Origin of the sequence: Enterobacter asburiae (assembly GCF_024599655.1) — a bacterium.
Taxonomy (GTDB): Bacteria; Pseudomonadota; Gammaproteobacteria; order Enterobacterales; family Enterobacteriaceae; genus Enterobacter; species Enterobacter asburiae_D.
Genome location: NZ_CP102247.1, coordinates 20338 through 44076, shown reverse-complemented (window position 1 = coordinate 44076; position 23739 = coordinate 20338). Strand labels below are relative to the sequence as shown.

Sequence of the window (23739 nt, the reverse complement as noted above, 5' to 3'; positions counted from 1 at the left end):
CTCAGATAATGAAGGAAAGCAGGAATGTGCCGCCAAGTGCAAGCACCGAGGCGATAAACGTCGCCGTCGTATAGTATTTGAAGGTCTCATTCAGGGTCGCGCCGCAGTATTGCTTCACCAGCCAGAAGAGAGAATCGGTCACGATCGTGCAGCCAATGGCACCGGAACCGATGGCAATGGTGATGATCTCCGGGCTCACGTTCGGGTAGAGCGGCAGCATCGGCGCGACTATCGCCGTGGCGCCCATCATCGCCACCGTCGCGGAGCCGACGGCGGCATGCAGCACCAGCGCCACCAGCCAGGCGAGCAGGATAGGGTGCATAGGCAGGTTCGAGAGAATATGCGCCAGCGAGTCCGCCAGTCCGCTGGTTTTCAGGATGGCGTTAAACGCGCCGCCCGCGCCGATAATCAGCAAAATGTTGGCGATAGAGCCGAAGCCGTGCTCGGTGTGCGTCAGCATCGTGCCCATGCCCATATGCTGGCGGATCCCCAGCAGGTAGTAGGCGACAAACACGGCGATAAACATGGCGGTGATCGGGTTGCCGATAAACTCCAGCAGCGTATACAGCGTGCCTTCTTTTGCCATATTCAACTCGGCAATGGTTTTCACCAGCATCAGGGCAATCGGCAGCAGCACCGTGAAAATCGTGGCGCCCAGCGACGGCAGGGTGTGCTCTTCCCGCACCTTCAGGTCTGAAAATTCAGCCGGAACCGGTTTAAACGGCAGACGGTCGCCGAGCAGTTTCAGGAACAGCGGGCCACCGACCAGCGAGGCCATCAGGCCCACCATCAAACCGTAGACAATCACCGTTCCGACGTCCGCGCCTAATTTATTAGTCACAAACAGGGCCGCAGGATGCGGCGGCACCACGCAGTGTACCGCCATCAGCGCGGTACAGAGCGGAATGGCCAGCTTGAGCAGCGACGTGTGGGTCTTTTTGGCGATGGAAAACGCCAGCGGGATCAGCAGTACGACGCCCACTTCCACGAACAGCGTGATACCGCAGATAAGGCCCACCAGCACCATAATCACGTCTGCCGACAGCCAGCGGCAGCGCTGCAGCGCGATCCCGATGCGCTCGGCCGCGCCGGAGACTTCCATCATCTTGCCGAGAATGGTGCCCAGGCCAATCACCGCCGCCAGGAAGCCCAGCGTACCGCCAATTCCGCTCTCGATGGCGTTCACCATATCCAGCGGGCTCATCCCCATCATCGCGCCGACGAAAAAGCTCGCCAGCAGCAGCGCGAGGAACGGGTGAAACTTCAGTTTTACGATGGTTAAAACAATCAACACAATGCTGACCAGCAGCGTTGCCACAACCCAGACCTGAGATCCCATATCTCACCTCACCCTTATGTCATCTGTGGGTATTGGACGAAAAAACGGCGTGGGCTGACAAACGATATAAATTGGCGTTCAGATGAGCCAGATTGGATCAACTGAGTGACTGCGCTCTAAAAAGTGCACTTAATCCGTATTAGGTTCACATAAATTCACCCTTAAACGGTATGCTGAGCGCAGAAACCCCGCGCGAGAATTGTGATGAACGATGCAAATGAAGCCAGAAACCGGCTGTTAAACGGCTGGCAGCTGTCGAAAATGTACACCTTTGAAGTGGCCGCCCGGCATGAGTCCTTCGCCCTGGCGGCGGAGGAGCTGTCGCTCAGCCCCAGCGCGGTGAGCCACCGTATCAACCTGCTTGAAGAGGAGCTGGGCATTCAGCTGTTCGTCCGCTCACACCGTAAAGTCGAGCTGACGCAGGAGGGAAAGCGCGTTTACTGGACGCTGAAATCGTCCCTCGATACCCTGAATCAGGAGATCCTGGATATCAAAAACCAGGCGCTCTCCGGCACGCTGACGGTCTACTCCCGCCCGTCGATTGCCCAGTGCTGGCTGGTGCCCATGTTGGGAGATTTTACCCGCCGCTACCCGTCGATTTCACTCACCATCCTGACCGGCAATGATTACGTTAATATGCAGCGAACGGGCGTCGATCTGGCGCTCTATTTCGACGATACGCCGCCAAACCACCTCTCTCATCACTTTTTGATGGACGAGGAAATTTTACCCGTCTGCTCGCCGGCGTATGCCCGGCAGCATGAGCTGCTGAAAAAACCCCATAACCTCAGCCACTGCACGCTGCTGCACGACCGTCAGGCCTGGAGCAATGATTCCGGCACGGACGAGTGGCTGAGCTGGGCGCAGCATTTTGCGGTGAAAATGCCGCCATCGTCGGGCATTGGTTTCGATCGTTCCGATTTAGCGATTATTGCGGCCATCAACCATGTAGGCGTCGCGATGGGCAGAAAGCGGCTGGTGCAGAAACGGCTGGAGCGGGGCGAGCTGATCGCCCCGTTTGGTGAAAAAACCCTGAAGTGTCACCAGCACTACTATATCTCGACGCTTTCTGGCCGCCAGTGGCCGAAAATAGACGCCTTTATCGGCTGGCTGAGAGAACTGGCAGGTTGAAGAATTATTACGCTTTCGCTCTACACCAAATGTGAAAAAGCGTGCTAAATACAGGTAATGCTTTCGATTTATCCAGGGTAAACCGTGTTAAAGCCTTTTATTGCCTCTGCGTTACTGATCTCTTCCGGCTGGGCGATTGCCGCTGAGCCGCCGCTGACGGCTGCCCACTATGCGCAGCAGCTGGGTGTCGGGATGGATGTGGACTGGGCGCGCACCGAGCGCGGCATACGCGAATTCGACCCGCTGGTGGTACGCGATTTTCGTGCAAAAGGCATTACCCACGTGCGCATCCGCGTGGCCGATGAGCCGACGGAAGCGCGGCTGATCCACCTGCGCAAGCTGGTGGAGGCCTGCGAGCAGTATGGCGTGATCCCGATAGTCGCTTATCAGGCTGATGAATATAAAAACGACCCTAAAGCCGATAACGAGAAAGAGACGATCAACTGGTGGATTGCCGTGGCGCACTATTTCGGTCAGAGCTACCCGCTGCTGGGCTTTGATCTTATTTATGAGCCGGCCGACAAGCTTAACCACAACCTCGCGTCGCTAAACCGCGTGTATGAAAAAACCATTAAAGCGATCCACGACATGGACCCGCAGCGCATGATCTTTATTGCGCCGCGCCTGCGTGCCGCGCCGGAGGATTTATCCAGCCTGAAGCTGCCTGCGCACAGTCAAAATTTCCTGCTGGCGGAGTGGCATATTTTCCCGTGGGGGCCGCTGAAAAATAGCGGTAAATACCCGTGGACGTCCGGCACGGCGGCGGAGAAAGCGGCTATCCATAATCGCATCAATACCGCGCTGCGCTGGCAGCAAAAAACCGGGCACGTCAGCTGGGTCGGGGGCTGGGGCGTGGGGGAGTCAAACCACCTCACGCCAACCGCTTCGCAGCTGGCCTTCACCACCTTTATGGCCTGCGAGCTGCAAAAGGCGAAAATCCCGTATGCGCTTAACGCGGATTTCCAGTTTTACGACGGGGAAGAGGGGGCCTGGCGGCCTGCGCCAGAGCCGTTATTGCAGGCGATGATTGCGCCCGTCTGTGAAAAGCCCGGCGAGAAGCCGGGCCATCATGCGGTTAAACCGGCTGCTCGTGATGCGGAACACGCGACGCCAGCGGCAGCCAGCACAGTAAAATCAGCAGCCCCATCAGCGTCATCAGCAGGCCCAAACTAGCCTGCCCGGTCTGCGGCATCATGGCGGAGAGCCAGGCTAGCGCGCCGGAACCGATATTCTGCAAACCGCCCACCAGCGCGCCAGCCGTGCCTGCAAGGAACGGGAACGGCTCCATCGCGCCGCTGGTTGCCAGCGGGAACAGCATTCCCGCACCAAAGAAGAACAGCGCAGCCGGGATGAGCAGCGTCCAGACCGACATCACGTCAAACAGCCCCGGGATCCACATCATCAGACCCGCCAGCAGACAGCTGATCACCGACTGCCACATCAGGGTTGAGAAGCGTTTGTTCGGGCGTCCGGCAAACCACGCGCCGAAGAACGCCGCCGGGATCGGCAGAATAAACAGAATACTCACTACCATGCTGCTCAGGCCCAGCCCTGCGCCCAGCAGCACGCCGGAGCAGGCTTCGAACACCGCAATGCCCGCCAGGCCGCCGATCAGCATCAGCAGGTAGCAGGTAAACGAGCCGTTACCAAAAAGCGTTTTATAGCTGGTGATGAGCTTCGTGCGCGGCGCGTCCTGCGGGCGCGTTTCCGGCATCCAGCGCGCCATGCTGAAAGTGACAATCACGCACAGCACCAGCAGGAAGGCATAGCAGGCGCGCCAGGACCACATCGTGTCCAGCAGGCCGCCAATAAGCGGGGCCAGCAGCGGGCTGACCAGAATCCCCATATTCAACAGGCTGTTGGCATGACGGAGCTGGGTGCCCTGATACATATCGCGCGGTAAGGTACGCGCCATCACCCCGCCGACGCCAGTCCCGACGCCCTGCAGGGCGCTGGCGGCAATCAATACGGTCAGGCTGTGGGTGGTTATGGCAATAACGGTCGCCACCATGAAAATGCTCATGCCCACCAGGATCACCGGGCGACGCCCGACGCGGTCGGACAGCGGGCCGTAGAAGAGCTGCGAAACGCCATAGGTCAGCAGGTAGGCTGCCATTACGCTCTGCACCGCGCCCTCGCGGACGTTCAATTCCTTTGCCATGTCGGCAATCGCCGGAATGTAGATGGTTTGCGCCATCTGACCGACGGCCACCAGTAACACCAGCATCAACAATAAGTTAACGTTCCTTTGTTTTTTCATGTCGCTGAATACTTTTGCCAAAAGAGAAAAATGAAGAATAAGTGACTGCGCATTCCCATAAATGCGCGAGGAATCTACCACAGTGAGATGACAATTTAAGCATTGTCGTGGTGAATGAAAAAACCGGGAAAGGCAGGATTTGTAAACAAGAACGGCAACTAATGTTGCCAGTGATTTACGCCAGGCGCAGCAGAATGGCACCGCCGGCAATACCCAGTGCCGCCACGATGCGCAGACCCGCAACCTTCTCTTTTAAAAGGACAAACGCGATCAGCGCGCCAAAGAGTATGGAGGTTTCACGCAGCGCCGCGACCACCGCCAGCGGTGCCTGCGTCATTGCCCAAAGCGCCAGACCGTAAGAGCCCATGGTGCCAATACCGCCGAGCAACCCCTTTTTCCAGTGCAGGGGCAGGTAGCCGGACGCCTCGCGCCGACGCGCCACCATCGCCCAGCCGAGCAGGCAGAAGCCGTTCATAAAGAAGGTCCACAGCGTATAGCCCAGCGCGGTGTCCGACAGCCGCACGCCGGTGCCATCCACCAGCGTGTAACCTGCGATGAAACACGCGTTCAGCAGCGCCAGCCAGATCCCTTTGCGTGACTGCATGCGCCCGTTCATCGCCATCGCCAGAATCGACAGGCAAATTACCCCGATCCCGGACCAGGCGAGCCACGAAAGGCTATCGCCAAGCGCAAGCACGCTGATCAGCGCCACCAGCAGCGGGGCGGTGCCGCGCATCAGCGGGTAGGTCTGGCTCATATCGGAGACCTGATAGGTCTTCGCCACCAGCACGGTGTACACCACCTGTAGGGCGCAGGAGACGATCAAAAACGGCCAGCTTTCAGCAGATGGCTGTGGAGAAAACGGCAGTAAGACCAGAGCGATAACCGTGGCGGAGCCGCTGACGCTTATGGCGGAATAGAGTTTGTCCGTTCCGGCTTTGACGATGGCGTTCCAGCTGGCATGTAGCAGCGCGGCGAACAGCAAAATGCAGAATACGGTGATGGTCATGGCGTATCGGGTGATGAATTGTCACTCAACTGTAACATTCACATCCTGATGCTGCCAGCCGGTTACACCGCACAAAAAAGGCGGTGCGTCACCCGCGGTTCGTCTGAGACCAGCGTAAAACCCGCTTGATGATAAAATCCGTAGGCGCTGTCCGGCGCGTGGGTATTCAGGAAATCAAACCAGATGCTGGCATCGGCCATGACCACGGTCAAAAGCTGTTTGCCAATGCCCAGCCCGCGGCACTTCTCGCTGACGTAGAGATGGCGAATGCGTCCGGCGCGCGGCTGCAGGCTGAACGGATCGCGATTCAGACCACACACGCCCACCAGCTTGCCGTTGAGAAACGCACCCAGCAGCTTTTCACCCGGCGCGTTAAAGCGGTTCTCACCACGCTGCCAGTTCTCTTCCAGCCTGCGCAGCATGTTGAAATTCAATGCGAGACTTTCCGCCTTCAGGGCGATATACCCCGGTTCATCCGGTGTGACAGGCTCAATTAACAGACGCGACATAGCATTCCCTCGTTATTAAAGAGGGGCGGTTGCCCGCCCCTCTCAGGTGCGACTTGAACCTGAATTACCGAAGGAATTTCAGGACAGCATCAAGCAGTTGCAGTACTGCAACAATGAGTTTGAGGATAAGTATCACCATATCCACTACGCTCATACGCGTCTCCTTTTGGTTAAAAGGAGCACGATGCTGGCGTACCTTTCCGCCGCCTGTTGCCAGCACCTGGATTGACGTAACACAGTGTGCTCACTTCAGGGGTTAAGGCACTGACGGCACCACCCGTTTCAGCCAGGACTTCATTGCGCCGGTAGAACTGCGGCCCCCTCGCTCACTGCGAACACCCTCAGTATAGATAAATGCTGTATGCATGAACAGTATTTTTTGGACAAAATCAGGAAGGCGATCCATACTCAAAAACGTCAAAATCCGTGCCGGAATTGCGCGTTCGTCTTCGATCGCGTATACTTTTTGCGTTGACGTAACACAGTGTGTTCTGCGGCGACCAACCGCAAAACCCTGATAAAAACCTCGCTTAGGCGGGGTTTTTTGTTTTCTGGTCTGCCCTTAAAAACAGACCTGTTGACTTATTGGCAATGGATGTCATCATTGCCATAATGGCAACGGACGCGGCAGGCATGCAGTATGCATTTAATCTCTATGAAAGCTATTTTGGATGCGGTAACCCAGTTTCCCCAGCATAAGGAATATGACCGTTTTACGGAGAAACATCGCACTAAGGGGAAGAAATGATGATCGTCGCTGATGCAATGAAAGCTACGCATGCCCTTGTTGCGGCCGTTCCTTTACTGGGTGAACAGCCGAGCGAGAAAGATTATGAGGATGCGCTAGAGCTTGTTGAGTATCTTCTTATGAACGAGCCCGATAGCCCCTTGCTGGATATTGTGTGCGCCAGGATTAGCCGTTACGAAGCCAATCGGCCAGAGATAGTCGCATTACGCAAGGAGATGGAGTCCGTTCCCGTCGGTATTGCGGTTTTAAGAACTTTGATGGATCAGTACAACCTGACGATATCGGATTTTCAGGATGAAATTGGCAGTAAATCGATGGTTTCACGGGTTCTGAATGGTCAGAGACAGCTTACTCTGAACCATATTAAAAAGCTGGCTGCGAGGTTTGGGGTTTCACCTGCGCTGTTTATTGAGTGAGTAAAAACCGACTTTTTGAGAGTTATCACTCAACAAACGAAACGTGATCCCTGACGCATTTTTGCGCAGATGAAAATATTTCCATTGTCACGCCCGAAAACCTGTGTTTGTATAAATTCAATCAATGATTCCAAACACAGGTCCCCAATGACTTCATCCATCTTCACTTCGACCCTACTAAAAACTGCGCAACCTGCCGCAGTGGTCGTCGTGCGTGTGGTGGTGGTCGTCGGCAATGCGCCGTAGGGACTGGATCAACACACGAATCCAAAACCCCGCCGGCGCAAACCGGGCGGGGTTTTTCGTTTAAGAGCCTCCCCGGAAAGTCGGCCCAGAAGAAAAGGACTGGAGCATGGCAAGTTCGGGCACAACATCCACCAGGACGCGTTTTACTGGCGCGCAATTAATCGTTCACTTACTGGAACGACAGGGCATTACCATCGTTGCGGGCATCCCGGGCGGCACGGTGCTGCCGCTGTACGATGCGTTAAGCCAAAGCACGCAGATCCGCCACGTGCTGGCGCGCCACGAGCAGGGGGCAGGCTTTATCGCTCAGGGCATGGCGCGTACGCAGGGCAAACCGGCGGTCTGTATGGCCTGCAGCGGCCCGGGCGCAACCAACCTGGTCACCGCCATCGCCGACGCGCGTCTCGACTCCATTCCGCTGATCTGCATTACCGGCCAGGTACCATCCTCGATGATCGGCACCGATGCGTTCCAGGAAGTGGACACCTACGGCATCTCTATCCCCATCACCAAACATAACTATTTAGTTCGCGATATCAGCGAGCTGCCTCAGGTTATCAGCGATGCGTTCCGCATTGCGCAGTCCGGCCGTCCGGGCCCGGTGTGGATAGACATTCCTAAGGATGTCCAGACCGCAGAGATCGAGATCGACGTACTGCCCGAGCCGGGCGAGCGTGCCCCCGCGCCGGAATTCAGCGCTGAGAGCGTGCGCGATGCTGCCGCCATGATCAACGCCGCCAAACGCCCGGTGCTCTATCTGGGCGGCGGGGCGATTAACGCCGCGGATGAAATCCGCCAGTTTGCGGAAAAAGCCAACCTGCCGACCACCATGACCCTGATGGCGCTGGGCATGCTGCCTAAAGCGCACCCGCTCTCTCTCGGCATGCTGGGCATGCACGGCGCGCGCAGCACCAACTACATCCTGCAAGAGGCGGATTTGCTGATTGTTATGGGCGCACGTTTTGATGACCGGGCGATTGGCAAAACCGAGCAGTTCTGCCCGAACGCCAAAATCATTCACGTGGATATCGACCGCGCGGAGCTGGGTAAAATCAAGCAGCCGCACGTGGCGATTCAGGGCGACGTGGCCGAGGTGCTGGCGCAGCTGATCCCGCAGACGGACGCAGCCGACCGCGCCGACTGGCGCCAGCTGGTGGCGGATCTGCAGCGCGAGTTCCCGGGCGCCATCCCAACCGAAGGCGACCCGCTGAGCCACTATGGTCTTATCAACGCCGTGGCCGCCTGCGTGGACGACAGCGCGATTATCACCACTGATGTGGGCCAGCACCAGATGTGGACCGCTCAGGCCTACCCGCTGAACCGTCCGCGCCAGTGGCTGACCTCCGGCGGGCTGGGAACCATGGGCTTTGGTCTGCCCGCAGCCGTGGGCGCGGCGCTGGCGAATCCGGACCGCAAGGTCATCTGCTTCTCCGGCGACGGCAGCCTGATGATGAACATTCAGGAAATGGCGACCGCGGCCGAAAACCAGTTAGACGTGAAAATCATCCTGATGAACAACGAGGCGCTGGGTCTGGTGCACCAGCAGCAGAGCCTGTTCTACAAGCAGGGCGTGTTTGCGGCGACCTATCCGGGGATGATTAACTTTATGCAGATTGCCGCCGGCTTTGGCCTGCATACCTGCGATCTGAACGCGGAAGAAGACGCCCACGCGGCGCTGCAGGCGGCGATTTCTCGCCCCGGCCCGGCGCTGATCCACGTGCGTATCGACCCTGAACAAAAAGTGTATCCGATGGTGCCGCCGGGTGCGGCAAATACTGAGATGGTGGGAGAATAAGCCATGCAGAAACAACATGATAACGTCATTCTGGAACTCACCGTCCGCAACCACCCTGGCGTCATGACCCACGTCTGCGGGCTCTTTGCCCGCCGGGCGTTTAACGTGGAAGGCATTCTCTGTCTGCCGATTCAGGGCAGCGAGCACAGCCGCATCTGGCTGCTGGTTAACGATGACCAGCGTCTGGAGCAGATGATGGCGCAGATCGACAAGCTGGAAGACGTGACCAAAGTGGCGCGCAACCAGTCCGATCCCACCATGTTTAACAAAATTGCGGTGTTTTTCGAGTAAATCACTTAAGGTAAGAGGCTTTTGCCGGATGGCGCTGCGCTTATCCGGCCTACAAGGACTTTACACGTAGGCCGGATAAGGCGTTTACGCCGCCATCCGGCGTGTTCACGCATCAGGATCAACCCATGACCACCATCGCTCTCATCGACGACCACCTTATCGTCCGCTCCGGCTTTGCCCAGCTTTTAAACCTCGAACCGGATTTTCAGGTCGTGGCCGAGTTTGGTTCCGGTCGCGAGGCGCTGGCGGGCCTGCCGGGGCGCGGGGTGCAGGTCTGTATCTGCGATATCTCGATGCCGGATCTCTCCGGACTGGAGCTGCTAAGTCAGCTGCCGAAAGGGATGGCGACGATTATGCTGTCGGTCCACGACAGCCCGGCGCTGGTCGAGCAGGCGCTCAATGCGGGCGCGCGCGGCTTCCTCTCTAAACGCTGTAGCCCCGACGAACTGATCGCCGCGGTGCGCACCGTCTCCACCGGCGGCTGCTATTTAACGCCGGATATCGCCATCAAGCTGGCGGCCGGACGGCAGGATCCGCTCACCAAACGCGAGCGTCAGGTTGCGGAAAAACTGGCGCAGGGGATGTCGGTAAAAGAGATTGCTGCCGAGCTGGAGCTATCCCCGAAAACCGTGCACGTTCACCGCGCCAACCTGATGGAAAAACTTAACGTCAGCAACGACGTCGAGCTGGCGCGCCGCATGTTCGACAGCTGGCAATGAGTCCCGTCTTTTCGCGGCTGATCGCCGTTGTCGCCAGCTTTTTTATCTTCTCCGCCGCCTGGTTTTGCCTGTGGAGCATCAGCCTGCACCTGGTGGAACGCCCCGAGCTGGCGGTGCTGCTGTTTCCCTTCGGCCTGCGTCTGGGCTTAATGCTCCAGTGCCCGCGCGCCTACTGGCCGGTTTTGCTCGGCGCAGAGTGGCTGATGCTGGTCTGGCTTGCGCAGGAAGTCGCTCTGGCGCATCTGCCCTTATTGATGACCGGAAGCCTGCTCACGCTTCTCCCGGTTGCGCTGATTTCCCGCTACCGCCACCAGCGCGACTGGCGCACGCTGCTGCGTCAGGGGGCGGCGCTGATTGCCGCCGCGCTGCTGCAGTCGCTTCCGTGGGTCGGCGAGAAGGAGATGCTCAACGCCCTGCTGCTGACCCTCACCGGCGGCCTGACGCTGGCCCCAACCTGCCTCGTGATCTGGCACTACCTCACCAGCACCGTCTGGCAGCCGCTCGGCCCGGCGCTGGTTTCCCAACCGGTGAACTGGCGCGCCCGGCACCTCATCTGGTATCTGCTGCTGTTTGTGGTGAGCCTGTGGCTCCAGCTTGGCCTTCCCGCCGAGCTTTCACGCTTTACTCCATTTTGCCTTGCGCTCCCAATTATCGCCCTGGCCTGGCACTACGGCTGGCAGGGGGCGCTGATTGCGACGCTGATGAACGCCATCGCGCTGATTGCCAGCCAGACCTGGCACGATCATCCTGTTGATTTACTGCTTTCCCTGCTGGCTCAAAGCCTGACCGGGCTGCTGCTCGGGGCGGGTATTCAGCGCCTGCGCGAGCTAAACCAGTCCCTGCAGACCGAGCTGGCGCGCAACCGCCGTCTGGCGGAGCGTCTGCTGGAGACGGAAGAGAGCGTGCGGCAGGAGGTCGCCCGCGAGCTGCACGACGATATCGGCCAGACCATCACCGCCATTCGCACCCAGGCGGGCATTGTCCAGCGCCTGGCGGCGGAAAACGCGGGCGTGAAGCAGGGCGGGGCGCATATCGAACAGCTTTCGCTGGGCGTCTATGACTCCGTTCGCCGCCTGTTAGGACGGCTGCGCCCGCGCCAGCTTGACGACCTGTCGCTTGAGCAGGCGGTGCGTTCCCTGATGCGCGAGATGGAGCTGGAAAGCCGCGGCATTGTCAGCCATCTCGACTGGCGTATTAATGAAGCCACCCTGAGCGAAGGCCAGCGCGTGACGCTGTTCCGCGTCTGTCAGGAGGGGCTGAACAATATCGTCAAGCACGCCAGCGCCAGCGCGGTCACGATCCAGGGCTGGCAGCAGGACGAGCGCCTGATGCTGGTGATTGAAGACGACGGCTGCGGCCTGCCGCCGGGATCCGGCCAGCAGGGCTTTGGCCTGGCGGGCATGCGCGAGCGCGTGAAGGCGCTCGGCGGCACGCTGAGCATCTCCTGCACCCACGGAACGCGCGTGAGCGTCAGCCTGCCGCTACGGAGCTATCATGTTTAAAACCCCTGCCAGCGCCGCGCCGATAGGCGACAAAGCGGAAATCGACGCCCGCTACCGCTACTGGCGTCGCCATATCCTGATTACCATCTGGCTCGGCTACGCGCTGTTCTACTTCACCCGCAAAAGCTTCAACGCCGCCGCGCCGGAAATCCTCGCCAGCGGCGTGATGACGCGTACCGATATCGGCCTGCTGGCGACGCTGTTTTATATCACCTACGGCCTGTCGAAGTTCTTCTCCGGCATCGTCAGCGACCGCTCCAACGCGCGCTATTTTATGGGCGTTGGGCTGATCGCCACCGGCGTGGTGAACATCCTGTTTGGTTTCTCCACCTCGCTTTGGGCCTTTGCCCTACTGTGGGCGCTGAACGCCTTTTTCCAGGGCTGGGGCGCGCCGGTCTGCGCTCGTCTGCTCACCGCCTGGTACTCGCGCAACGAGCGCGGCGGCTGGTGGGCAATCTGGAACACCGCGCATAACGTCGGTGGGGCGCTGATCCCGATGGTGGTGGGCGCGGCAGCGCTGCACTACGGCTGGCGCGCGGGGATGATGATTGCCGGTGGCCTCGCGATTGTCGCCGGGCTGTTCCTCTGCTGGCGCCTGCGCGACAGGCCGCAAACCGTCGGCCTGCCGCCGGTGGGCGACTGGCGGCACGACGAGATGGAGATTGCCCAGCAGCAGGAGGGCGCGGGGCTGACCCGCAGGGAGATCCTCACCAAATACGTGCTGAAAAACCCGTACATCTGGCTGCTGTCGCTCTGCTACGTGCTGGTCTACGTGGTGCGCGCGGCCATCAACGACTGGGGCAACCTGTACATGTCCGAGACGCTCGGCGTGGATCTGGTGACGGCTAACTCGGCGGTGACGATGTTCGAGCTGGGCGGGTTTATCGGCGCGCTGGTGGCGGGCTGGGGATCGGATAAGCTGTTCAACGGCAACCGTGGCCCGATGAACCTGATCTTCGCCGCCGGGATTTTGCTCTCCGTCGGCTCGCTGTGGCTGATGCCGTTCGCCAGCTACGTGATGCAGGCGGCGTGCTTCTTTACCATCGGCTTCTTCGTGTTTGGCCCGCAGATGCTGATCGGCATGGCGGCGGCGGAGTGTTCCCACAAAGAGGCGGCAGGCGCGGCGACGGGCTTTGTCGGGCTGTTTGCCTACCTCGGCGCATCGCTCTCCGGCTGGCCGCTGGCGCGGGTGATCGACGTCTGGCACTGGAGCGGTTTCTTTGCGGTGATCGCCATCGCGGCGGGGATCTCCGCCCTGCTGCTGCTGCCGTTTTTGAACGCGCAGGCGCCGCGCGAGGTGAGCGAAGCGTGATGCGCCTCACCTTTTCACCCCGAATGGCGCAAAACTAGGAAATTTTCCCGGTTTTACCTGGACGCTGTCTCAGGCATCTCTCCCGGCTGATTTTTACAATGCTGCAAAAATCAGCTCAGGAGTAACTCAGTCATGCTGGCCTTCTTAAATCAGGTGCGCAAGCCGACCCTGGATCTGCCGCTCGACGTGCGGCGCAAGATGTGGTTCAAACCGTTCATGCAGTCCTATCTGGTGGTCTTCATCGGCTACCTGACCATGTACCTGATCCGCAAAAACTTTAACATCGCGCAGAACGACATGATCTCAACCTACGGGCTGAGCATGACGCAGCTGGGGATGATTGGCCTGGGCTTCTCCATCACCTACGGCGTGGGTAAAACCGTTGTGTCCTACTACGCGGACGGCAAAAACACCAAGCAGTTCCTGCCGTTTATGCTGATCCTCTCCGCCATCTGTATGCTCGGCTTCAGCGCCAGCATGGGCGCGGGCTCCGTCAGCCTGTTCCTGATGATCGCCTTCTACGCCCTGAGCGGTTTCTTCCAGAGTACCGGCGGGTCGTGCAGCTACTCCACCATCACCAAATGGACCCCGCGCCGCAAGCGTGGTTCCTACCTCGGCATGTGGAACATCTCCCACAACCTCGGCGGTGCCGGTGCGGCAGGCGTGGCGCTGTTTGGCGCAAACTACCTGTTCGACGGCCACGTGATCGGGATGTTTATCTTCCCGTCGATTATCGCCCTGATTGTCGGCTTTATCGGCCTGCGCTACGGCAGCGACTCCCCGGAATCGTACGGCCTCGGCAAAGCCGAAGAGTTGTTTGGCGAGGAGATCAGCGAAGAGGACAAAGAGACCGAAGAAAACGAGATGTCCAAATGGCAGATCTTTGTTGAGTACGTGCTGAAAAACAAAGTGATCTGGCTGCTGTGCTTCTCAAACATCTTCCTCTACGTGGTGCGTATCGGTATCGACCAGTGGTCTACCGTGTACGCCTTCCAGGAGCTGAAGCTCTCTAAAGAAGTGGCGATTCAGGGCTTCACCCTGTTCGAAGTGGGCGCGCTGGTCGGCACGCTGCTGTGGGGCTGGCTCTCAGACCTCGCCAACGGCCGTCGTGCGCTGGTGGCCTGCGTCGCGCTGGCGCTGATTATCGCCACGCTCGGCGTCTACCAGCACGCCAGCAACCAGTACGTTTACCTGGCGTCCCTGTTTGCGCTCGGCTTCCTGGTGTTTGGTCCGCAGCTGTTGATCGGCGTGGCGGCAGTCGGTTTCGTCCCGAAAAAAGCGATCGGCGCCGCCGATGGGATTAAAGGCACCTTCGCTTATCTTATCGGCGACAGCTTCGCCAAGCTGGGCCTGGGGATGATCGCCGACGGTACGCCAATTTTCGGCCTCACCGGCTGGGCGGGCACCTTCGCGGCGCTGGATGCGGCAGCGATTGGCTGTATCGTCCTGATGGCGATGGTCGCGGTGCTGGAAGAACGTAAGATTCGCCGTGAGAATCGCGCGCAGAAATTAAAAACAGCCTGAGTGTGCAGGTAACTTCTTTGCCCGGTGTGTGATGCCGGGCTTTTTTTATTCAGTGAGTTAAGACCTACCCCAGAACAAAAATATCCCCTGTTGACGGGGTGACTGCGTCCGGTAACCACAAATTGCCCCATTTACCCGTACAATGGCAGCCCATTATTTTGTCGGGCTGTAGGCTGCGCAGAAACTGCCTGACTGCCCAGAGCTTACGCGGTGACGCACAGCGAAGATGGAAACCGCCGAAAATTGCATGGATGTGATTGATTCCGGTTATTCTCTGGCAGTGACGCACAATATCAATCAGCCCTCGGTGCCCACAGCCGATAAAAATGACCAGGCCCCGATCAGATTTATAAATCAGAACCCCTTCATCTTTCACATAATCCGCATTCGCATTTTTACTACCAATAACACCGTATGCATGCGGTTTGGCGACAGGGATCTCCCCTGACCACATAAAGCGCTCCCCAATCTGGAGCGGGGTACGGCTGTATTCCATGCGATAGCGTGAATAATCATTATTCAGCGACAGTTTTTTTAGTCTGGCGGTATACCCCGAAAACTGTATTGCCGAATAGCGCTCGCAGGCCACGTGGGGATGGCATACGATCCGGCAATTATCCGGTAACCACGCAACGCCGCCGCAATGGTCATAGTGCCCGTGAGAAAGTACCGCTGCGGTCAGGCGGGTTAAATCGACTCCCATCAGACCTGCGTTATGCAGGAAGCTATCATCAGGACCGGTATCAAATAGAATGGAATCATTTTCATCCTGTATAAACAGGCTGAGCCCTGCTTTGGCCCGCAGTGAGCTTTTAGCGCTAAGGTTAGGCCGGTTCTCCAGCAAGACACTGATTGTTATGGACATGTTCGCTCTTTCCCTGAAGTAATGATTCGTTACCGCCACCCGTTGACCATACACCCTGGAAATACAATCGTCCCCATAAAAACTAAATCGACTTTTCTGCTCTTTTTCCAGAGCTTTTCAGTTCACTATTATGGTGCCGCCCGCTGTCGAGGCGCTGCGTTTCCCGCTATGATGAGCGGCTAGTCTAAGGAGAACGCATGGTCTGGATAATGCTGGCAACGCTTGCCGTGGTCTTTGTGGTGGGATTTCGCGTCCTGACCTCAGATTCCCGCCGCGCCATCAAACGATTAAGCGAACGGCTGGGGATCACCCCGATGCCGGTTGAGTCGATGATCGACCAGTTTGGTAAAACGTCGGGCAATGAGTTTATCCGCTACCTTGAGCGGCCGGACGAGGCGCATTTGCAAAATGCGGCGCAGGTGCTGCTCATCTGGCAGGTCTGCATTGTCGACGGCAGCGAAGAGAACCTGCATACCTGGCACCGCATGCTGCGTAAAGCCCGCCTGGCCGCACCCATCACCGATGCGCAAATTCGTCTGGCGCTTGGCTTTATGCGCGAGATGGAGCCCGATCCGCAGGAGCTTAACGCCTTCCAGCTGCGCTACAATCAGCTCTTCCTGCCGGAAGAGGGCGTGTTTTACCTGCATTAAGCCGTTTTTCCGCACAGGATATTTTGAGCGTTAAGAATCTCTTCTCTGTTTTCATTGAGGCGGGTGGCGGCATAGATATCTATGTTTAACCTTTTTGCCTCCGCGTCCGTGAGTTCACGGTAGCAAAGACCTTCCTGATTAAAGGTGCATTTCGACTGAGGCAGCAGCGCAAATCCTTTCCCTCTTGCGATACGGCTTAGCATCACGAGGGTATCATCCGGCTCTTTTATCCGCTTCAGCGGCGTTTTCAGCGTATCAAAGTAGCTTTCGCATTTGTCATAGAATGACGGGTTAGCGCTTCGCGAAAACCAAAAAATCGGGAGATCGCTAATGTCTTCCAGCGCGACTTTCTCTTTCAGGCTGGCAGGATGCAAAGAGGGCATTGCGATGAGCAACGGTTCCTGGCAGACCCAGCGGTATTGAACAATGTCTTCATGACCCGTTCCTTTTTCACCGGTCAGCACCAGATCCAGCATATTTTTAGACAAGCTTTGCAGCAGTTGCGCTGACGTCAGGTCCGGCGTTTCGACATCATCTCCCGCGTTCATTTTTTGAAGCTGGGTGTTCATGGGTTCAATATATTCAAAATTAAGCGTCCGCGTGAGTCCGATACGCAGGCTCGTTTCAGAAGAGAAAGGATCTTCTTTTAGATTGCTGATGTCTTTAAGTATTTTTTCAGCCTGAACAACCAGCGCACGACCTGCTTCAGTGAGGCTAACGTCATGCGTGCTGCGGCTGAACAACTGACGTTTCAGAACCGCTTCAAGGCACTTTATCTGACGCGTCAACGGTGGTTGAGTCATCCGCAGGCGTTCGGCAGCCTTACGAAAGTTTAGTTCATGTGCAACAGCGAGAAAGCATTGTAATTGTTTGATACTGGGCAGGTTATTGCTGATTAAATGTTCTGCTGTGGCCATACGCGAGTCCTGAATGCGAAAAGGTATTTAGTCTTTTTTCGATTTCGATATTACACGCTAACACTATGAAGAAAAACCTAATTTAATAGTAATACAAAAACTATATTACAAATTTAATAATTCCACTTGTGCGCTGAGTTGATAAATTCATTTCTGTTTTTCCTTAATTTTATCCCAAGGATATCTCTATTCTAAAGTATCCCGAGGAACATAAATAAGGTTCTCAGAAGCATCATCGTTGGCACGAAAATATCGGATACCCCCTTTGTGGGTAACAATATTCAATATTTTTCTGATTCGCAAAAAAATTACTGATTATTATATTGAGGTGGCGAGTATGGCTGTAGAACGTTTTCCGCAAAAAATGACCTTAAAGTCATGGCTTGCTTTATTTATTCTGGCTATTTCAACGTTTACTATTGTTACCACTGAACTGGCGCCAGTAGGTTTATTAACGCCGATTGCTGAGGGGCTACAGTCTTCGGAGTCTGCGGTGGGCATGACCGTGTCTCTTTATGCCTGGGTAGGGGCGTTGAGTGCGCTGTTTGCTTCAGTCTTTTTAGGGAATGTGTCCAGGAAGCGTCTTTTACTCGTGCTCACGGTGGTGCTTCTGATTTCCAATGTTATGGCTGCAACGGTAACAAGCTACAGCATGCTGCTTAGCGCCCGCGTATTGGGTGCACTTGCTCATGGAGCATTCTGGGCGATGATCGGCGCGACGGCGGTAGCCATCGTACCTGTCAAATATATTGGGGCGGCGACGTCAATCGTATTTGGCGGTGTTTCCGCTGCAAGCGTTTTTGGCGTGCCGGTATCTAACTATATTGGTATTCACTTCGGCTGGCGGCAGGCATTTTGGATGATGGCCGCGCTGAGCGCAATTGCCTTTGCGGGCATTAGTGTTCTTATTCCCCACATTACCAGTAAAAGTGCACTTGGTCTGGATGCGTTAAAGAGCGTGTTGAAATCGTCTACCTTATGGAAAATATATTTAGCAACCATGCTGGCTGTGACGGCCCACTTTGCTGCCTTTACGTATATTGAGCCCTGGCTACATACGCAGAGTTTACTGTCCAACGCCTTTATTCCTGCTGTGCTTTTTGTTTACGGTATTTCGGGTCTGGCCGGTAATTTCCTGACCGGCGTGTTGATTGATAAGTATCTTAAGCTGACGATCTCTATGTCTGTACTTTTGATATGTGCAGTGCTGTTCTTCCTGGGCATGTCAGGTTCTTCGCTCTCTGCTGGGCTGATATTCACCGGCATGATTATCTGGGGTGTGGCCGTCTCAGGAATATTTGTCGGCTTCCAGACGTGGGTTTTACGTATGGCGGAGGATAAAACCTTCCCGGCCTCTGCAATCTACGTTTCGTTTTTCAATACCGCCATTGGTATCGGCGCGTCAGTCGGTGCCTGGATGGTTTCATCATTTTCACTGTCGCTCCTGTATATCGTCGCCGCCACGACCATCGGCCTTTCTGTTCTGCTTGTCGCGTTTATTCCTGCCACGTTGAGCGCAAAACAATTTCGGATGGAGAAATCTTATGAGTCCAGTTAACGCCCGCATACGGCATGGATGAAAAATTATGATTGCCGACAACGGATAAAAAAAACCGGGATTACCCGGTTTTTTTATTTCATGATGAGGTATCAGGCGTTCACGCCCTTCATACCCTCGGCGGAATAGCGATCGCCTTTGATCGCTATCCGACGATGAAGGTTGTTCAATGATTCAATGTCGTTCATATCAAGCACAATGTCGGCTGCTTGCGCATTCTCGGTCAGATAGTTGAGGTGCTTAGTGCCAGGAATGGGAACCAGCCGATCGTATTGCGCTAACAGCCAGGCAAGGGCAATCTGACCTGCGGTACAGCCGTACTTCGCCGCCAGCGGGTGGATGATATCAAGCAGCTGGCGATTATGATCGAGGCTGGACTGAACAAAACGTTCGTTATTTCTACGGAAATCATCTTCTGCAAACTCGCTATTGTTCAGGTATTTTCCCGTCAGGAAGCCTCTGCCAAGAGGCGAGTAGGGCACCAGACCAATCCCTAACTCTTTAACGACCGGAAGAATGCTTTCCTCGATGTCGCGTGTCCAAAGAGAATATTCCGTTTGCAGCGCGGTGACCGGATGTACCGCATGGGCGCGCTGCAGCGTTGCAGCGGACACTTCGCAAAGGCCGATGTGGTTAATCTTGCCCTCTTTAACCAGGGCGTGCAGGCAATCCATACTCTCTTCGACCGGGGTGGTGTTACTCAGTCTGTGAAGATAAAAGAGGTCGATTCGCTCCACGCCAAGCCGCTTGAGGGACTCATTACAGCAGCGGATGATATAGTCAGGCGTATTGTTGATGGTGCGGGCGTAAGACTCGTCAGGCGAGCGCGCGATGCCGCACTTCGTGGCTATTTTGAACTGCTCGCGAGTGCTTTTATCCAGCCCGGCAAGAAAATGACCGATCAGTCTTTCATTATGGCCACGGCCATATAAATTTGCGGTATCAATAAACGTCACGTTCAGATCGATGAGGCTATGCAATACCTGCAGCGAGGCGTTGTCATTGGTCTGGCCATAAAATTCACTCAGACCCATGGCACCATAGCCGACAGCACTGACGGTAAGATTTTGAGATAAAGTACGTGTTTTCATAGTTTCTCCTTTTCAGACGCTATGATTGTTTCACCTCAAATGTGGATACTGAATTTTCATTTTCGTTATGCTGAAAAGGTATCAGTCGATGACGATCTCCTTCCTGGCTCATTAAAAACGACAAAAGTTGTCAAATCGTTAAATCCGTCACACTTTTGATGATAAACTGCGCGACTTTTCCGCACGTTTTTATCTTCAGGTGACGCCATGACAGAACATATCCAGCCCACGACCAGACCGCAGACCAAAGAGGTTTCTCGCCCCAACTGGTCGGCCGTTTTCGCCGTGGCGTTCTGCGTCGCCTGCCTGATTACCGTTGAGTTTCTGCCGGTGAGCCTGCTGACGCCGATGGCGCAGGATCTGGGCATTTCCGAGGGCGTGGCGGGCCAATCCGTTACCGTCACCGCCTTCGTGGCGATGTTCGCCAGCCTGTTTATCACCCAGGTGATTGGCACTATCGACCGCCGCAAGGTGGTCATCCTGTTCAGCGTGCTGCTGACGCTCTCCTGCATGCTGGTCTCCTTCGCTGAAAGCTTCACTCTGCTGCTGCTCGGTCGCGCCTGTCTTGGTCTGGGGCTCGGCGGCTTCTGGGCGATGTCGGCCTCGCTCACCATGCGCCTGGTGCCCGCGCGCACGGTGCCAAAAGCGCTTTCCGTTATCTTCGGTGCGGTCTCTATCGCGCTGGTGATTGCCGCGCCGCTCGGCAGCTTCCTCGGGGGGATTATCGGCTGGCGTAACGTCTTCAACGCTGCGGCGGTGATGGGCCTGCTCTGCATCATTTGGGTGTGGAAAGCGCTGCCGTCGCTGCCGGGCGAAGCGGCGCACCACAAACAGAACATGTTCGCGCTGCTGAAGCGCCCCGGCGTGCTGGCGGGGATGACCGCCATCTTTATGTCATTTGCCGGGCAGTTTGCCTTCTTCACCTACATCCGCCCGGTGTTTATGACCATGGCGGGCTTTGACGTGGACGGCCTGACGCTGGTGCTGCTGAGCTTCGGTATCGCCAGCTTTGTTGGTACCTCGCTGTCGTCCCAGTTCCTGAAACGCTCCCTGAAGGTGGCGCTGGCGGGCGCGCCGCTGGTGCTGGCGGTCAGTGCCACGGTGCTGGTGCTGTGGGGCAGCGATAAGTGGGTTGCGTCGGCGATTGCAATTATCTGGGGCTTTGCCTTTGCGCTGGTGCCGGTGGGCTGGTCGACGTGGATCACCCGCACGCTGGCCGATCAGGCTGAAAAAGCCGGCTCGATTCAGGTGGCGGTGATCCAGCTGGCGAATACCTGCGGCGCGGCCATTGGCGGCGTGGCGCTTGACCATCTGGGGCTGACGTCGCCGCTGGTAATTTCCGGTACGCTGATGCTGCTGACGGCGCTGCTGGTGGCAGGGAAGGTTAAGGCGAAGTAAGTCAATTTCCCCCCCCTCACCCCGGCCCTCTCCCCAAAGGGGCGAGGGTGAAAAGACAGCACCGAGCCGTCCCCTCTCCCCAAAGGCTGAGGGATCCCCAGTAATATGGTCATGCCACCATGACCATATTACTGTACTCTTTTCCCAGCTTTTTCATCTCGTTACCTATATTTAGCCGTCTCACTTTTCCAGGCTCATGCCGGATGACTTCTTCTGCCAGACTCAGGTATGACAGCACCCGCCTGTGCCTGATGCTGCTTGCCTGATAGTGCCAGTGTAAACACTGTCTTTCTGCCCTGTAACCTGCCAGCCACATCACCAGACTTGCCATTGCCGCGACCATATTCAGCACTTCCAGCCGCCCTTTTCCCTGACTCCGGCTCAGCCTCAGACCGAACCCGAAGCGGGGACTTTTGTCGTCCCGGAAGTTCTGTTCTATCTGCATTCGGCGGCTGTACAGCGCCATTATCTGGTGTGGCTCCAGTCCCTCTGCATTACTGAACAGCAGCCAGGGCTCACGGGCGCTGCTGCGGTGTTCCCGCTGTGTTTTTGGCATTCCTCCCTTTCCGTGACGCCCTGCTTCCGGGCGCCTGTGCAGATAAAACCGGCCGTAACAGGGCGTTCGTGGTTTACGGGACAGGACACCGTAACCCACGCAGACCGGTTGTCCGGTAGCCTCAAGCTCACTGATTTTCATCCACTTTTTCTCATCCTCCAGCCGGAAGCTGATACAGCCCCTGACCCTGCCGGTGAAGCGCCAGCCCAGCAGGCTCACATGCCGGAACCAGTCTGTCCGGAAGCCTGCATCCGTAATGATGGTGACGGCTTTATCTTTCGGGATGGCATCATGCAGGCGGTCAAGGAAGCGGCACTGGACATCACTGTTCTGTGCCAGCTCTGCGGGAACAACCTCACTCATAAGCGGAAGTGAACGCCCATTACAGACCAGGCTTGCCCGCAGAAGATGCCAGTTCCTGTCATGCCAGCCTGTCCAGTCGACAGCAATTATGCAGAAGGGCATCAGGGAGGTGATGGTATGTGTGAGCAGGTGCTGAATACGGGGAATATCACGGTGAAGGGCGGTATTACCCAGGGCACGGTCGACACGTTTAATTTTATTTTTGACGTGCGCCCTGCCGGGAAGGGTACGTCCAAGGCTGGTCAGGGTCAGGTTGGCCCCGTGCGTGAGGGCGACGGCCATGGAAACAAGGACATTGACCCGGAAGCTGTGAATGTCAGGTAAAGACGCGGAGAAAAATTTCTGGCAGACTGTCTGTAAAGGCACGATGAGGTCTCTTCTGATTTGTTAGCGCAACCAGTAGATCACACTTCATCGTGCTTTTCATTTTTCTGGGGAACCCTCAGCCCCAAAGGGGCGAGGGTGAAAAGACAGCACCGAGCCGTCCCCTCTCCCCTATGGGGAGAGGGTTAGGGTGAGGACATCAGGCTACGCCGATGCCTTAACCCTTCTCCGCGAATCCATCGAAATCAGCACCACCGACGACACGATCAGCAGCGTCCCCAGCCAGTCCGGCAGGGTGAACGCCACGCCCAGCAAAATCACCGACAGCAGCGCGCTGCTCAGCGGCTCGGCGCAGCTCAGAATGCTCGCCTTCGGCCCGCCGATCATCTGTGCGCCTTTCAGATACAGGCTGAACGTCAGCGCGGTGCCAATCACCACCAGATAGAAAAACGCCAGCAGCAGGCTGCCGTCAATGACGAACGTGGTCCCGCGCCCGGCGTAGAACGGCGTCAGCATCAATCCGGCAATCAACATGCTCCAGCCGACAATCGGCAGCGTGCCGTAGCGGGCGATCAGCGTTGACGGGTACGTCGTATAAAACGCGGCGGCAAACGCCGAGGCGATGCCGAAGAACAGCGCGGCAGGCGAGATAGAGAGCGAGGTTGGGTCGCCGTGGGTGACCAGCAGGAAGGTGCCGATAAGCGACGTCATGATGGCCGACAGCACAAACACGCCGGGACGCTTTTTCCGCGCCAGGGCGAACCACGCCACAATGATGGTCGGCGACAGAAACTGCAGCACGGTAGCGGTCGCGGCGTTGGATTTTTCAATCGTCAGCAGGAAGGTGAGCTGCACGGTGAGCGCGCCGACCAGCGAGAAAATCAGCAGGCTGAGGGCGTCTTTGCGATGCTTGATGACCGAGAAAATCTTGTCGCCGTGAACGAAGGAGAGCGTCAGCAGGATCACGCCGGTAAACAGCAGGCGAACCATGGTCAGGTAAGGCGAAGAAATGTGGCTTTTCTCCATGATGTACTGCGCGCAAACCCCCGAGCTGCCCCATAAAACGGCGGCGATCAGGACGTTTAGCATCCCTTTACGTGTGGAACCCATGTTCTCCCCTGCTATGTTAATTTTTTTCTAGCATAACATGGGATCTTGCCGGGTGGCGCTGCGCTTACCCGGCCTACAAGGTTTTGTAGGCCCGTGCAAGCGCAGC

23 protein-coding genes are annotated in these 23739 nt (G+C 56.8%); 13 read left to right on the top strand and 10 right to left on the bottom strand.

Annotated features, from left to right (window positions below):
- Position 1 precedes the first annotated feature (1 nt).
- Positions 2-1339: a D-serine transporter DsdX gene (dsdX, locus tag NQ230_RS00195; RefSeq protein ID WP_257259474.1), complete on the bottom strand. Its 1338-nt coding sequence runs from the start codon at positions 1337-1339 to the stop codon at positions 2-4.
- A gap of 204 nt (positions 1340-1543) precedes the next feature.
- Between dsdX and dsdC the strand changes: the two genes are divergently transcribed.
- Together dsdC and NQ230_RS00185 are read left to right on the top strand one after the other, a co-directional pair.
- Positions 1544-2470, top strand: a complete 927-nt coding sequence (gene dsdC, locus NQ230_RS00190; protein ID WP_257259472.1) for a DNA-binding transcriptional regulator DsdC — start codon at positions 1544-1546, stop codon at positions 2468-2470.
- An 84-nt stretch (positions 2471-2554) separates the two neighbouring features.
- Positions 2555-3643, top strand: a complete 1089-nt coding sequence (locus NQ230_RS00185) for a cellulase family glycosylhydrolase (RefSeq protein ID WP_257259469.1) — start codon at positions 2555-2557, stop codon at positions 3641-3643.
- Here NQ230_RS00185 and emrD read toward each other — a convergent pair.
- From emrD to tisB, 4 genes are all read right to left on the bottom strand, one after another.
- A complete protein-coding gene (gene emrD / locus NQ230_RS00180) occupies positions 3546-4730 on the bottom strand; it encodes a multidrug efflux MFS transporter EmrD (protein WP_257259467.1) in 1185 nt (394 codons plus the stop codon). The two genes, NQ230_RS00185 and emrD, sit on opposite strands and share 98 nt — an antisense overlap.
- Positions 4731-4905: 175 nt before the next feature.
- On the bottom strand, positions 4906-5739 hold the full coding sequence (locus NQ230_RS00175; protein WP_257259465.1) for an EamA family transporter: 834 nt from the start codon (positions 5737-5739) through the stop codon (positions 4906-4908).
- A gap of 62 nt (positions 5740-5801) precedes the next feature.
- Complete coding sequence (locus tag NQ230_RS00170; protein WP_121426079.1) at positions 5802-6248, bottom strand: GNAT family N-acetyltransferase; 447 nt, start codon at positions 6246-6248, stop codon at positions 5802-5804.
- A 64-nt stretch (positions 6249-6312) separates the two neighbouring features.
- Complete coding sequence (gene tisB, locus NQ230_RS00165; protein WP_023309830.1) at positions 6313-6402, bottom strand: type I toxin-antitoxin system toxin TisB; 90 nt, start codon at positions 6400-6402, stop codon at positions 6313-6315.
- Positions 6403-6995: 593 nt separating this feature from the next.
- Here tisB and NQ230_RS00160 point away from each other — a divergent pair.
- The 8 genes from NQ230_RS00160 (at position 6996) to uhpT (ending at position 14801) form a co-directional block, all read left to right on the top strand.
- Complete coding sequence (locus NQ230_RS00160) at positions 6996-7412, top strand: helix-turn-helix domain-containing protein (protein ID WP_032665141.1); 417 nt, start codon at positions 6996-6998, stop codon at positions 7410-7412.
- Between the two features lie 147 nt (positions 7413-7559).
- Positions 7560-7658, top strand: coding sequence for an ilvB operon leader peptide IvbL (gene ivbL, locus NQ230_RS00155; protein ID WP_057979964.1), 99 nt, complete (start codon positions 7560-7562; stop codon positions 7656-7658).
- Between the two features lie 106 nt (positions 7659-7764).
- The gene (gene ilvB, locus NQ230_RS00150) at positions 7765-9453 is read left to right on the top strand and encodes an acetolactate synthase large subunit (RefSeq protein WP_257259463.1); all 1689 of its coding nucleotides are present in this window, start codon (positions 7765-7767) and stop codon (positions 9451-9453) included.
- Positions 9454-9456: 3 nt separating this feature from the next.
- Complete coding sequence (ilvN, locus tag NQ230_RS00145; RefSeq protein ID WP_010426528.1) at positions 9457-9744, top strand: acetolactate synthase small subunit; 288 nt, start codon at positions 9457-9459, stop codon at positions 9742-9744.
- Positions 9745-9869: 125 nt separating this feature from the next.
- Positions 9870-10463, top strand: a complete 594-nt coding sequence (uhpA, locus tag NQ230_RS00140) for a response regulator transcription factor UhpA (RefSeq protein ID WP_257259462.1) — start codon at positions 9870-9872, stop codon at positions 10461-10463.
- Complete coding sequence (uhpB, locus tag NQ230_RS00135; protein WP_213822317.1) at positions 10460-11965, top strand: signal transduction histidine-protein kinase/phosphatase UhpB; 1506 nt, start codon at positions 10460-10462, stop codon at positions 11963-11965. The genes uhpA and uhpB overlap by 4 nt, the downstream gene beginning before the upstream one ends.
- Positions 11958-13277: an MFS transporter gene (locus NQ230_RS00130; RefSeq protein ID WP_121426076.1), complete on the top strand. Its 1320-nt coding sequence runs from the start codon at positions 11958-11960 to the stop codon at positions 13275-13277. Before uhpB ends, NQ230_RS00130 begins: the two co-directional genes overlap by 8 nt.
- A 132-nt stretch (positions 13278-13409) precedes the next feature.
- Entirely contained in the window at positions 13410-14801 is a 1392-nt protein-coding gene (gene uhpT / locus NQ230_RS00125; RefSeq protein ID WP_023309834.1) for a hexose-6-phosphate:phosphate antiporter UhpT, read from the top strand.
- Between the two features lie 64 nt (positions 14802-14865).
- Here the strand turns inward: uhpT and NQ230_RS00120 are convergent, their stop codons facing one another.
- Entirely contained in the window at positions 14866-15666 is an 801-nt protein-coding gene (locus tag NQ230_RS00120) for an MBL fold metallo-hydrolase (RefSeq protein ID WP_257259460.1), read from the bottom strand.
- A 197-nt stretch (positions 15667-15863) separates the two neighbouring features.
- Here NQ230_RS00120 and NQ230_RS00115 point away from each other — a divergent pair, with 197 nt between their 5' ends.
- Positions 15864-16316 (top strand): DUF1198 domain-containing protein, encoded by a 453-nt coding sequence (locus tag NQ230_RS00115; RefSeq protein WP_047646739.1) that lies wholly within the window; start codon positions 15864-15866, stop codon positions 16314-16316.
- Here the strand turns inward: NQ230_RS00115 and NQ230_RS00110 are convergent.
- A complete protein-coding gene (locus NQ230_RS00110) occupies positions 16313-17233 on the bottom strand; it encodes a LysR family transcriptional regulator (protein ID WP_257259457.1) in 921 nt (306 codons plus the stop codon). The genes NQ230_RS00115 and NQ230_RS00110 overlap by 4 nt on opposite strands.
- Positions 17234-17570: 337 nt before the next feature.
- On the opposite strand from NQ230_RS00110, the gene NQ230_RS00105 reads away from it, so the two are divergent.
- Positions 17571-18791: an MFS transporter gene (locus NQ230_RS00105; protein WP_257259455.1), complete on the top strand. Its 1221-nt coding sequence runs from the start codon at positions 17571-17573 to the stop codon at positions 18789-18791.
- 92 nt (positions 18792-18883) lie between these two features.
- Here NQ230_RS00105 and NQ230_RS00100 read toward each other — a convergent pair whose 3' ends face one another.
- Positions 18884-19882 carry an aldo/keto reductase gene (locus NQ230_RS00100; protein ID WP_257259453.1) on the bottom strand — a complete coding sequence of 333 codons (999 nt, stop codon included), beginning with the start codon at positions 19880-19882 and terminating at the stop codon, positions 18884-18886.
- A gap of 207 nt (positions 19883-20089) precedes the next feature.
- Between NQ230_RS00100 and nepI the strand changes: the two genes are divergently transcribed.
- Positions 20090-21280, top strand: a complete 1191-nt coding sequence (gene nepI / locus NQ230_RS00095) for a purine ribonucleoside efflux pump NepI (protein ID WP_257259451.1) — start codon at positions 20090-20092, stop codon at positions 21278-21280.
- Between the two features lie 109 nt (positions 21281-21389).
- On the opposite strand, the gene NQ230_RS00090 is transcribed toward nepI, so the two are convergent.
- On the bottom strand, positions 21390-22565 hold the full coding sequence (locus NQ230_RS00090; RefSeq protein WP_257258676.1) for an IS4 family transposase: 1176 nt from the start codon (positions 22563-22565) through the stop codon (positions 21390-21392).
- Positions 22566-22727: 162 nt separating this feature from the next.
- Positions 22728-23633 carry a DMT family transporter gene (locus NQ230_RS00085; protein WP_248208803.1) on the bottom strand — a complete coding sequence of 302 codons (906 nt, stop codon included), beginning with the start codon at positions 23631-23633 and terminating at the stop codon, positions 22728-22730.
- Positions 23634-23739: the final 106 nt, after the last annotated feature.